12 protein-coding genes and 1 pseudogene are annotated in these 12542 nt (G+C 36.8%); 12 read left to right on the forward strand and 1 reads right to left on the reverse strand.

Annotated elements, in window-relative coordinates; all coding sequences use genetic code 11:
• Nucleotides 1-112 precede the first annotated feature (112 nt).
• From DMO16_RS22165 to sbnA, 4 genes are all read left to right on the forward strand, one after another.
• Complete coding sequence (locus tag DMO16_RS22165; protein ID WP_129480071.1) at nucleotides 113-790, forward strand: C40 family peptidase; 678 nt, start codon at nucleotides 113-115, stop codon at nucleotides 788-790.
• A 914-nt stretch (nucleotides 791-1704) separates the two neighbouring features.
• Nucleotides 1705-2901, forward strand: coding sequence for an MFS transporter (locus DMO16_RS22170; RefSeq protein WP_129480072.1), 1197 nt, complete (start codon nucleotides 1705-1707; stop codon nucleotides 2899-2901).
• A gap of 38 nt (nucleotides 2902-2939) precedes the next feature.
• The gene (locus DMO16_RS22175) at nucleotides 2940-3707 is read left to right on the forward strand and encodes a ParB N-terminal domain-containing protein (protein ID WP_164988994.1); all 768 of its coding nucleotides are present in this window, start codon (nucleotides 2940-2942) and stop codon (nucleotides 3705-3707) included.
• 50 nt (nucleotides 3708-3757) lie between these two features.
• Nucleotides 3758-4729 (forward strand): 2,3-diaminopropionate biosynthesis protein SbnA, encoded by a 972-nt coding sequence (gene sbnA / locus DMO16_RS22180; protein WP_129480074.1) that lies wholly within the window; start codon nucleotides 3758-3760, stop codon nucleotides 4727-4729.
• A gap of 276 nt (nucleotides 4730-5005) precedes the next feature.
• Here the strand turns inward: sbnA and lspA are convergent, their stop codons facing one another.
• Complete coding sequence (gene lspA / locus DMO16_RS22185; RefSeq protein WP_277873783.1) at nucleotides 5006-5488, reverse strand: signal peptidase II; 483 nt, start codon at nucleotides 5486-5488, stop codon at nucleotides 5006-5008.
• A 451-nt stretch (nucleotides 5489-5939) separates the two neighbouring features.
• Between lspA and DMO16_RS22190 the strand changes: the two genes are divergently transcribed.
• The 8 genes and pseudogenes from DMO16_RS22190 to DMO16_RS22225 all read left to right on the forward strand — a co-directional run bounded on the left by DMO16_RS22190 (nucleotide 5940) and on the right by DMO16_RS22225 (nucleotide 12540).
• Entirely contained in the window at nucleotides 5940-6266 is a 327-nt protein-coding gene (locus DMO16_RS22190; RefSeq protein ID WP_129480076.1) for a metal-sensitive transcriptional regulator, read from the forward strand.
• Nucleotides 6267-6294: 28 nt separating this feature from the next.
• Nucleotides 6295-6501, forward strand: a complete 207-nt coding sequence (copZ, locus tag DMO16_RS22195; RefSeq protein WP_129480077.1) for a copper chaperone CopZ — start codon at nucleotides 6295-6297, stop codon at nucleotides 6499-6501.
• 80 nt (nucleotides 6502-6581) lie between these two features.
• Nucleotides 6582-8993, forward strand: a complete 2412-nt coding sequence (locus DMO16_RS22200) for a heavy metal translocating P-type ATPase (RefSeq protein ID WP_129480078.1) — start codon at nucleotides 6582-6584, stop codon at nucleotides 8991-8993.
• A gap of 11 nt (nucleotides 8994-9004) precedes the next feature.
• On the forward strand, nucleotides 9005-9853 hold the full coding sequence (locus tag DMO16_RS22205; protein WP_129480079.1) for a hypothetical protein: 849 nt from the start codon (nucleotides 9005-9007) through the stop codon (nucleotides 9851-9853).
• A gap of 40 nt (nucleotides 9854-9893) precedes the next feature.
• The gene (locus DMO16_RS22210; RefSeq protein WP_129480080.1) at nucleotides 9894-10226 is read left to right on the forward strand and encodes a (2Fe-2S) ferredoxin domain-containing protein; all 333 of its coding nucleotides are present in this window, start codon (nucleotides 9894-9896) and stop codon (nucleotides 10224-10226) included.
• Nucleotides 10227-10728: 502 nt separating this feature from the next.
• On the forward strand, nucleotides 10729-11346 hold the full coding sequence (locus DMO16_RS22215; RefSeq protein ID WP_347232851.1) for a class I SAM-dependent methyltransferase: 618 nt from the start codon (nucleotides 10729-10731) through the stop codon (nucleotides 11344-11346).
• A gap of 319 nt (nucleotides 11347-11665) precedes the next feature.
• A pseudogene (locus DMO16_RS22220) lies at nucleotides 11666-11953 on the forward strand (YolD-like family protein).
• A gap of 266 nt (nucleotides 11954-12219) precedes the next feature.
• Nucleotides 12220-12540: an ArsR/SmtB family transcription factor gene (locus DMO16_RS22225; RefSeq protein ID WP_129480081.1), complete on the forward strand. Its 321-nt coding sequence runs from the start codon at nucleotides 12220-12222 to the stop codon at nucleotides 12538-12540.
• Nucleotides 12541-12542: the final 2 nt, after the last annotated feature.

Below are 12542 nucleotides of genomic sequence, written 5' to 3' on the forward strand. Positions count from 1 at the left end.
CATTTTCTGCACAAATTTGTAATATCAAAGTAATCTTACCAAAACGGTACTGAAATAATTAGTTGATAGAATTAAGTTAACTAATAAAATAGCTTTTTGGGGGATAATAAGTATGAAAAAATTAATTATGGGACTAACAGTAGCAGGAATTCTAGTGGCTAATCCAATTATTGGGAAAGCAGCTCTAGGAGATCAAACATTAAAATATGGTATGTCACATAGCGATGTTAAACAGTTACAGCAAAAATTGAAAAGCAAAGGATATTATACATATAGCAAAAACACTACATATTTTGGAACTTATACAAGAGATGCAGTTAAAAGGCTGCAAAAAGCAAAAGGATTAAAAGCAGATGGTATCGTTGGGAAAAATACATTTAAAGCATTAGGTCTTGGAAATGCTCCTAATAGCCCTCGGATAGCTACACAAAATACTTCTGCATTAATCTCAACAGCCAAAAAATATATTGGAGTTCAATACGTTTGGGGTGGACAATCTCCGAAGGGCTTTGATTGTAGTGGTTATTTAAACTATGTTTACCAGAAGTCCTCCAACATAGATCTTCCAAGGACTGTCGCCGGTATCTATTTAAAAGGAACAAAAATTAGCGCTCCTAAAGTAGGCGATTTAGTTTTCTTTGAGACATATAAACCAGGGGCTTCACATGCTGGTATATATCTAGGCAATAATGAGTTTATTCATAGTTCTTCTTCAAGAGGAGTTAGTATCAGCTCAATGAAAAACCCTTATTGGGCGCCGCGATATCTAGGTGCAAAAAAATTGAATTAATTGGAATTAAAATAACGTATCTGAAGGGATCCGTTATTTTTTAGGCTTTTTTCTTAAAGATTTTTGTTTTTATGATTATATGATTTGGGAGCTATTATTGTAGACATAAAAAATCAAAAAGCTTAAGGTTTAGGCACCCTAAATGCGTCCAAATTAGCAGTGATCCGTTAATATTGGAGCACTTACAAAAGGTGTACACAATTTTATAATTATATCAGTATTTTCGGATTAAAACCAAAATACGTTTGGAAATACGGTCATGATCCTTCAGGACCTAGGATTACTTCTAATCTGGAAACTGGATTAAAAGTGTTTAAAAAGAATAATTTAGAAGAAAATAACAGGTTGAAAATTACGCTATGGTTTTTGAATTGCCTAAGCGTTTTATTTGTTCAGATAGAGATATCAATTTACTTTTTTTGAATGGAGTTATATACCGGTAGTTTTTTTCTCTTTTTATTCTTTGGATTGTTATTTTGGAAACATCTTTTCCCCCCATTTACAGAAAAAAGGCATAGCCTCCTCAAATAAATGAGGTGTTATGTCTTTTTGTTTGTGAAGCACTTTTTCAGTGGTCTCCTATAATGAAGCTTTTTTTATTATAATGGCATTTCTGAATAAGTATACTCGATTCAAATTATCCCTTCATTTCGTTTCTGTTCTTCATGAGTATCAATTTTCCTTGAAAGCAATAGGGCCTAAGTTATATGCAGGAAATGGAATATGTTAATACTTTAGTATGAAAATGCTTATAGTTTGTTAAAATTATGGGATTATTTTTATTTTCTTTTACATTGCTGTAAACAATAGTGCACCGTTTCTTGATATTTATCCTTTATGCTGTCTTACTGTAAGAGGCAAATTCATAGGAGGTGAATCGGAACTTTTTATTCTATTGTAAAGTGGTGAAGATAATGCAACTGATCTCCAGCAATAAAGGTGAACTTCCACATTATATGGGAGTCCCTTCAATACTCATTCTTTTGTTGCAGTTTCTTTCGTTTTTTACATTTTTTATGTTTGTTCCAACTATTTCTACCCACTTTAATCAAACAGTCGGGTTTTCAGTTGGCTTTGTAGGTTTAATTCTTGCCATTCGTATTATCAGTCAACAAGGCATGATGATATTAGGAGGGTTTCTGGCTGATCGAATTGGATTTAAAAGAACAGCATTGAGTGGGTTTATAATGCGTGGGATAGGTTTTGCATCATTCGGCTTAACCACTCAACCCATGTTAATTATAGTAGCTGCAATTTTAACAGGTCTGGGAGGTGCCTTATTCAGTCCAGCTTTAAAGGCAAATTTAACAGCATTAACTCCAAGGGAAAGACACAAAGAAGTATTTTCTCTTATGAATATAGTGGAAAATACAGGGACCGTGTTAGGTCCTTTAGCTGGCTTGTATTTTAATGAAAAGAGCTTCATGATCCTAAGTGTGCTTGCAGGAGTACTGTTTGTTGTCATAAGTATTGTAGTATTTTTCCTCCCACATACTACAATACCTAGAAAATCTTCTTCTTGGATTCAAGAAAGTACAGAAATAGTCAAAAACAAACAGTTTATGCTACTTACAGTTAGTTTAATTCCTTTTCATTTTGTTTATCAGCAATTATATCTAACAATACCAATTGTTGCTGATAAAGTATCCGGGTCCTCCGGATGGATATTTTCCTACGTAACCGTAATTGTAATTTTGTTTCAATGGCCATTACTTTTATACACAAAAAAAAGAAGGATTGAATATTTGTTTACCATTAGTTATTTCGTCTTATTAGCAATGCTTCTTCCGAATGCTATTGAAAGTCAATTATGGACTCTTGTTTTAACTTTAACTGGAATTGCCATAGGAGCTATGATCTTTTTACCTGTGTTTCAGAGTTATGTGGCAAAAATAGCTCCAAAAGAATCATTAGGTGCCTATTTTGGATTTTCTAATATGGCCATGGCACTGGGTGGCTCGTTAGGTAACCTGGCGGGAGGATTATTATATGATTTTTTCGTCGAAACTCATTCTACTGATAAATTTTGGTTAGCTCTAAGTTTATTTATACTACTACCAATTGTCCTATTGTTAAAAGTCCAATCTTATCAACCTAAACATGGGAATTAAGCTATCATAGACTCTCTTGAAATTAAGGAGGTATGAAGTTGAGTATTGTCTCTTCTCTCAAGCTGATAAATCCTGATAATGTATTACTTCATGAGCCGTATGAGCCTGCTCGCTTGCGCAAAATAATCGACTCGATCCGTAACGAAAACGTGTTAAGAAATCCTTTAATCGGATTGCAACTAAATCAAAGTGAATATTTAATTTTGGATGGGGCTCATAGAATTAGCGCTTTAAAACAAATGGGTTGCTATAGAGTTCCAATTCAGATTATTAATCCATCAGATATCCTGATTCAAGCATGGGATCATGTGTTACCGATTGGAGCATGGATAGAAACCCTTTATAAGCATCCCGAAATTGAAATCACAACAAAATCTAACGATCAAGAACCCTTAGCTGAATTTTTGAAAGAAGATGGTTCCTATACCTATATTTATCCGAAAAAAAATCATAAAGACTCATCGACACGCGTACAACTTTGGCATGAAGTCGTAGGAACCTACACGAATCACTTTTCAGTAATGCGTATACCTCAATCTTCAAAAGAAAAACTTCAGCAAAACATGATACGTTTCCGATATCCCACTTGCAGTTTACAATTCATTAAAGAAGTTGTTACATCAGGCGAAGTGTTGCCCGCTGGGGTAACAAGATTTAGCGTTAATGGAAGGCTTCTAAACTTACGTATTCCATTATCATTTCTAATGTCTCAATCAATAAGTGAAAACCAATGGGAAGAAGCTTGTACCAATTGGAACAATAACCTCCGATTGTATCCTGAGGAGGTATATCTGTTTGAAGCTTAACTTAATAAAATCGATACCGCTTTTTACAACTATTCTAGGAGGTCGTTCGTATGATTACTACCCAGATGAAAACACAACCTATACAAGATTGTATTAAGGATTGTATTGGAAACACTCCACTTATCAGGCTAAACAAGTTGTTCCCAGAAAAGCATATCAATGTAAATGCCAAACTGGAGTATATGAATCCTGGAGGCAGTATGAAAGATAGACCGGCACGCTTTTTTATTGAACAAGGTATAAAAAACGGTGATATAGGTGCCAATTCTCATATTATTGAAAGTAGTTCAGGCAATCTAGGAATAGCGCTTGCCATGTTATCTCGTCTTTATCATCTTTCGTTTACTTGTGTAGTAGATCCAAAAATAACAAAAACAAACTTGAAAATCCTCAAAACTTTAGGAGCTAACGTTGTGATGGTAGAGGAGAAAGATGATCAAGGTGGGTACCTGAAGTCAAGAATTCATATGGTAAAGAAACTTCTGCAAGAGCTACCGAATGGTTATTGGATTAACCAATATGCCAATGAAGACAATTGGAGAGCGCATTACTTTGGGACGGGCTTTGAAATTGCAGAACAATTAGATGAAAAAGTCGATCTATTAGTCATGCCGGTTAGTACTACAGGAAGCATTATGGGAACTAGTAGAAGACTTAAAGAAAAATATCCTGATCTTAAAGTTATTGCTGTGGATGCGGTTGGATCGGTAATATTTAACGCACCTTCTGGTCCTCGGGAAATTCCGGGATTCGGAGCCAGTCGTGTTCCTGAGATATTAAATATCAATGAAATAGACGAAGTGATTTATGTTAATGACAAAGAATCAGTGGAAGGATGCAGGGAATTATTACTGAGAGAAGGGATGTTTGCCGGCGGTTCATCAGGATCGGCTGTGGCTGCAATTAAACAACTTTTACCTACATTAGACTCATATACAAATATTGTAACTTTATTCCCTGATCGAGGAGACCGTTATATTGATACAATTTATGATGAAAGTTGGGTTTCAAAACTAGGCTGATTTAGGCCAATGCAGTTGAATTGCCTTATGGTGGTTTTGTTATTGTACAAATGCTGAAGACAGGATCGCAGTTAATTTTCGTTTATGGTAGTCGTTGGATAAAAAATTATATAAAAGTTGTTTAAAAACCGGTGATCCCACAGGAATACCGGTTTTTATCTTTTTTACTATTTGCTTATTCATGAGAAGGCGTGTTAATGATTAAACATGCTGCAAAAGTGAAAGGTAATCTTTTGAAATTCGCTAATTGTTATTGCGTCTTTACATCTTAGATTATCATAGATGTTTTCCTTTTGTATCTCTTAAACTAGTTACTAAAACTATAATACCTACTCCAAATATCAATTCAACATCGGCAGTATTAAAAATGTGGTAATTGATGATTCGAACATTTAGAAAGTCAAAAACCTGTCCAAAGTATATACGATCCAATACATTACCTAATGCTCCACCGATAAATAAAGCACCACCAATTCGTAATAATCTGTTATTTCCTTTCTTCACTACATAAATTACGATCATTACTATCGCCAGAGTAAGAAATGTTAGAAACCAACGATGGCCAGCAAAAATTCCCAAAGCAGCCCCTGGATTTCTATGAGGTGTTATATAAATAAAATCCCTTACAATTGAAATAGACTCTCCTACATTTACGTTTCTTCTTACCAATAATTTTATAATTTGATCGAGTGCTAAGGCGATAAAAGCCCCAAAATAAAACATGTATTTGCTCCTTAAAAATTTTTTTAATCTTAATATTTTATCAAATTATCCCAAGGACCAAATTGAAGTCACACATTTTAAGATTATCAAGCGATAATATTCAAGCTACAAAATCATATTGAAAAACCTCCAACCTGCATAAAAACCACATACCTATCATTGTACTAATTATTTATGAAGAAAGTTTGGAGAAGTATTATTTTTTTGCAATTTAATAATCGGTGTACATATCTATCTAATAGATGTATTGCCAGGAAGAGATTTCTCTTTTGGTGCATTTGAACAAGGGCATATCTCTGTTTGTTGATTAAACAACAAAAGAGCCCCTTAACCAATTAAAATGCAACAAAGTAACACAGAGTACAGGTGGATAAAGGCGAATTTTAAAGGTAACAATAAACTTCAATGTTAAAAAAATAAAAAAATAAAAAATAGGCTTTACATAGGGTAGGGGGGTATAGTAAGATATAAAAAAGGAGGTGCCTTAGTGGAGCTTGCCGAACCTGAAGAATTAAACAATTGTTGCGAAACAAATGAAAGAAAAAGTCACCATTCAGATAAAGTAAAGAACAATCTTATCACAAGATTAAATCGGATCGAAGGTCAAATAAGAGGAGTAAAGGGGCTCATTGAACGAGACACATACTGCGACGATGTACTCACACAAATTGCAGCTGTTCAGTCTGCTTTGAATAGTGTAGGTAAGTTATTATTAGAAGGTCATTTAAAAAGTTGTATTGTTGAACGGATTCAAGAGGGTGACCAAGAAGTGCTAGATGAATTATTGGTAACAGTAAAAAAACTAATGAAATAAATATCAGATGAAGGGATGAATGTATACCATGGAAAAAATCACTTTAAAAGTAGCCGGTATGTCATGCAACCACTGTGTAAACACTATTCAAGGTAACGTTGGAAAGCTAGAAGGTGTTTCACAAGTGAAAGTAGATCTTAAAGAAGGTAAAGTTAATGTGGAGTATGATGCATCTAAGATAAGCCTTGATAAAATCAAAGAAACAATCGACGATCAGGGGTATGATATAGCGTAAAAAAACGCGTGCTAATCAATAGCACGCTCTCTTTTCAAATAAAATATACCCCATGCAGGTATATAGGAAGGGTGAAATCCATGAGTTCAAAAGAAACCTCCTTGCAGATTTCAGGAATGACTTGCGCCGCATGCGCGCTTCGCATTGAAAAAGGATTAAACAAAATAGAGGGCGTCAAATCGGCGAACGTGAACCTAGCTCTTGAAAAATCAACTATCTCGTATGATCCTTCAAAAGTTGAGGTCTCAGATTTTGAGAAGAAGATTGAAGACCTAGGCTATGGTGTTGTCTCAGAAAAAGTGGATCTAAACCTTACGGGTATGACATGTGCTGCCTGTGCAAATCGAATTGAAAAAGGGCTAAAAAAACTTCCGGGTGTGACTAATGCCAATGTCAATCTAGCACTCGAGACAGGCTCTATTCAATACAACCCTTCAGAAATTTCGGCTAGAGATATGATAAAAAAGGTCGAGGATCTTGGTTACGGTGCTAGTCTTAAACAAGAAGTTAATCGGGAAGCAGTCGACCACAGAGCACTTGAGATTGAGAAACAGAAGGGCAAATTTCTATTTTCCTTGATACTGTCTATCCCGTTATTATGGGCTATGGTGAGTCACTTTGAATTCACCTCCTTTATATACTTGCCTGAGATGTTCATGAATCCGTGGGTTCAACTCGCACTTGCGACCCCTGTACAGTTCGTTGTTGGTAAGCAGTTTTATATTGGAGCTTATAAGGCACTAAAGAATAAAAGTGCCAATATGGACGTACTTGTATCATTAGGGACTTCCGCAGCGTATTTTTACAGTTTGTATCTCTCAATCCTTTCAATCGGTACGAATGAAGGAATGGTGGAGATGTATTTCGAGACCTCTGCCGTGTTGATTACGCTCATCGTACTAGGTAAGCTGTTTGAGGCAAGGGCAAAGGGTAGATCCTCTGAAGCCATCAAAAAGTTAATGGGATTACAAGCAAAAACCGCCACCGTCGTTCGTGATGGAGTTGAAAAGGATATTCCGATAGAAGAAGTCGTTGTTGGGGATATCGTTTTTGTGAAACCGGGTGATAAAGTTCCCGTAGATGGTGAAATTATCAAAGGACGTTCCGCGCTGGATGAATCTATGCTTACAGGAGAGAGTGTTCCAGTGGATAAAACTATCGGTGACTCGGTCATCGGTGCTACGATCAATAAAAATGGATTTTTGAAGATAAAAGCTATAAAAGTAGGTAGGGATACAGCTCTTGCCCAGATTATAAAAGTCGTTGAAGAAGCACAAGGTTCTAAAGCACCCATCCAACGACTTGCGGACCAGATTTCTGGAGTATTTGTCCCTATCGTTGTCGGTATTGCGTTGCTTACGTTTATCATTTGGTATGTTTGGGTGAGTCCTGGAGAATTCGCTGTGGCTCTTGAAAAATTAATTGCAGTACTTGTCATCGCCTGTCCGTGTGCCTTAGGTTTGGCAACACCAACCTCCATAATGGCAGGATCTGGGCGTTCTGCGGAATTCGGAATTCTATTTAAGGGTGGAGAGCATCTAGAGACTACCCACCGGATCGATACTATCATACTCGATAAAACAGGAACAGTAACAAATGGGACACCTGAGTTAACTGATCTCATCATTGAAGAGCCGTTTCGGGAAGAAGAAGTGCTCAAACTAGTAGGTTCTGCAGAAAAGAACTCTGAACACCCACTTGCTCAAGCTATCGTACAAGGGATTCAAGACAGAGGAATCAATCTTATGAATTCTAGTGAGTTTGATGCGATTCCTGGTTACGGAATCATAGCAGTTGTCGATAACAAAAAGTTACTCATTGGAACTCGTAAATTAATGAAAGAGAACAACGTATCCATCGAACATGCTGAGAGTCAGATGGTAGAACTAGAAAAGGCCGGTAAGACCGCGATGCTGGTTGCTATTGATAATAATTTTGCCGGTATTGTTGCCGTAGCAGATACCATCAAGGAGACATCAAAAGATGCCATATTAAGGTTGAAAGCCATGAACCTTAAGGTCATCATGATTACAGGTGACAACCGACAGACGGCTGACTACATCGCTCAACATGTAGGAATCGACCATGTGATCGCAGAAGTCCTTCCAGAAGGAAAAGCGGATGAAGTGAAAAAACTGCAGCAGCAAGGTCATAAAGTGGCCATGGTTGGTGATGGTATCAATGACGCTCCAGCGTTAGCAATAGCTGATATTGGAATGGCGATCGGAACAGGAACTGATGTCGCAATGGAAGCTGCGGATGTCACATTGATTCGTGGAGATCTAAACAGTATCGCAGATGCTATTTACATGAGTAAGAGGACCATCCGAAACATTAAACAAAACCTCTTTTGGGCATTCGCTTATAACGTATTGGGAATCCCAGTTGCTGCTTTAGGCTTACTTGCTCCATGGCTCGCAGGAGCAGCGATGGCATTCAGTTCCGTTTCCGTTGTTCTTAATGCCTTGCGATTACAAAAAGTAAAACTCTAAGGAGGATTAAAATGAAGGAGAATATTGTTCTACGTTGGACAGTATCAGCTATCGCCATTCTTGTACTCGTAATCGGAGGATATTCAGTATATGCCAATATGGCAGAGCCTAAAAAAAACGAACACGGCCATGAAATGAGCAATACGGAGCCTAAGACTAAAGGTACGAATAATCAGAAGGATGAACATGCTGGACATGTCGGAGAGGAATCTCCCTCTACACAAGGTGAAATCTCTCCAGTCGTATACTATGAAGATAATTTGATCCACATTGTTTTGAAAGATAAAGAAGGTAACGCGGTGAAAAACTTAGCGGTCAATCACGAAAAACTAATGCATCTAATCATTGTTAATGAAGATCTAAAAGAATACTATCACATACATCCCGAGAAGAAAGATGACGGGGTCTTCACAGTGAAGCACAAGCTTTCCGATGGAAACTATAAAGCATTCGTTGATATCAAACCTACCGGAAAGAAATATATGGTTGAACCGATATTGTTCAAAGTAGGCGAGGGTGATGGGCATGGTTCTCATGAGCCTCTCAAACCTGATACGAACTTTACTAAGACCGTGAATAATTATACCGTGACCATGAACCCGCAAACCTTTAAACCCAACGAGGAGATCATTCTCGAGTATGATCTGAAAGATGGGAAACCGGAACCCTATCTAGGTGCACTTGGTCACGTGGTCATCCTTGATGCCAAAGGGGAAAAATATGTACACGTGCATCCAGTTTCACAAAACGATACTAAATTTGCAACCAAATTCGATAAACTTGGTGTCTATAAAGTCTGGAGCGAATTTAAAATAAATGGAAAAGTACATGTCTTTCCATACGTTGTTAACGTAAAATAACATTTCCTTTCTATTTATACATGAAATGAGGTGCGAATTTATGGAACTTTCCGGTGTAAGCAAACATGTTTTAATATGTAATGGTGTAAGTTGCAGTAAAAAAGGTGCAGAAGATGTTACCACAGCAATACGCGAAGAAATAAAAAATCAAGGTTTATTAAAGACGGTCCATACCACAAAAACTCTTTGTAATGGAAGATGCCAAGACGGTCCAACAGTCGTGGTCTATCCTGATGGTGATTGGTATAAAGAGATGACAAAAGAATTGGGACGTATACTTATTGACAGGATACGTACTAATCAAAAACTCGGATCATCCCTCTCCTACACTTATGATGGAAATCAATTTACGGTTAATGATGATAACAAATAAATATTGGTTGTCGTTGCCCTATATTTGATACAAAAGAGAGCTTCGTATTAAACACGGAGCTCTTTATATTTGTGCTGTTGATTTGGATTTTACAGTTACATGGTAGGTATTTTTATCATTTTGCTTTGGTAATCATTATCGCTATTATAGGAGACAACATTTGGTTCTTTATACGGATTCTCCGTTAATATCAAAACCAAAGAAAGAAAAGAGATCAATATTCCTAAATTAAAAGGAGATTCTTTATGTTACACAAAATCCGGAAGATGATCGACCGCGATTACAACCTTTAAGCTGGTTCCGTTTAAAGATGGACAGAAATTGCTGACGAGGGAATAGGAAAAGCTTTGAACAAATAGTGAAAGAAGGGTAATATATGATGTAGAAGTTGATGAAGGCATGCGCTGATTTCATGGGATCGTATGCGCAAAAGGATAATTAAATCATTTACAACTTATTAGGGTCTTATAGAGGCCTTTTTTACAAAGAAGCACAAACTTTGTTGATTGAAGGTGGCAAACCAATGGGCAAATGGTTCGCTAGAATTTATGATGTAGCCATGTCTCCACTTGAACAAATTAAATTTAAAAAAGTAAGAAAACGGCTTTTACGTAAAGCAGAAGGCAGAGTCTTAGAAATTGGTTCGGGAACAGGATTTAACTTCCCATTGTATGAGGTTGCCTCACAGGTAGATGCGATTGAACCGGACTCCAATATGAGAAAAACGTCACTGAAACGAATTGAAGCAAGTAAAATATTGATCAGAACCTATTCAGAAAAGGCCGAAACGCTTCCTTTTGAAGATAACACGTTTGATACGGTCGTTGGAACACTTGTTTTTTGTACGATTCCTGATCCTGAAAGAGCGTTAAACGAAGTAAAACGAGTTTGTAAACCCGGTGGTAAAGTGCTTCTCTTTGAACATGTGCGATTAAATCATTCAATTTTCGGTAAACTGCAGGATGTGCTTACACCGATTTGGTCAAAAGTATGTGAAGGTTGTCGTTTAAATCAAAATACACTTCGAATCATTCAACACGCGGGGTTCACCACTTGTCACATAGAAGAACATGTTAATGGTCTTTTCCTTGTCATCGAATGTTACAATTCAAAACACTAATTTAGGCATTACTTACCACCGAATACAATTCCTCTTTGAAATAGTCCAACTGGTTCTTTTAAATTTAATTTTTCGACAAATAAAGGGATGATTCGCCCCGTTTAGAATACATTAAGTAACCCCCGGTTGAACGGATTTGACAACTTAGATAGCTTATTCCTCGGAGGAATGGAGTGAGTAACATACGGAGAATCGACAGCAAAAAGTCGGTTCTCTCTTTTATTTCCAGTTTACAAGAACATGAGTTCGGTAATGATATGGAGAAAAGGAGCTGGTTACTATGTTAAAGGATCGTGGTGGAATCAAGTGGACTTCTTTAATGTTACCAGAACATGTGAAAGCATTGCGCGAATTTGACTGGGACTTAACGAAAATTGAGCGGCCTGTACTTGAAGAGCAACAACTTGAGGAATTAAATGAGACTATATGAGTAGCTATGGAGTTCAACCAAGCTGTTAAAATTGTGTATTATAAATCCGTTGGTACTAAGACGGTAACCGGACACATACATTACTTGGACGTACATAATCGCCAAATAAGAATCGTAAGTACAAACGATGATACAAAACATATCAACTTTTCGGATATAACCGATGTGAAAAAATAAACGGAATATAATAGTAGAAACTCGTCGGAAATTGTAAAGACAAACAATAATGAACGCAAATTTACGGTAATCGTACGCGATGAATCGGCGAGATTGGATTCAAAGAACTGAAGATACGAAGTAGCATCTCGAAGAGAGCCTGTAATATCCAAGGCTTTCTTTTTTTTTTAGTGACTGCTAAAAAATTTTGACACATATATTAGGTGTTGCTAATATGATGGTATAACCATACATTAGTTTTTGCTAATATGAATGGAGGCCAATACATGCAAGCAATTGAATTAGATACAAAGGTAAAATTCCTTCGTGGGTTTGCCGATAAAACCAGAATTCAAATTTTAGAAACCCTAATGGATGAGGAGAAAACAGTTTCTCAAATCGTTGAGAAGATTAATGGCAACCAATCGAATATATCTCAACACCTTGCTTGCCTAAAGGGGTGCGGAATCATCATAGGAAGACAAGAAGGAAGGTACTGTTATTACCGTCTGAGGAATAACCAGGTCCGAGAGCTACTTACTATGTTCGATGTGGTGCTTGCTGATGTTCAAAATGATGTTGCTTGCTGTGACAGTCATATAGAGTAGGA

This window comes from Fictibacillus sp. S7 (genome assembly GCF_004127935.1).
Classification (GTDB): Bacteria; Bacillota; Bacilli; order Bacillales; family Fictibacillaceae; genus Fictibacillus_C; species Fictibacillus_C enclensis.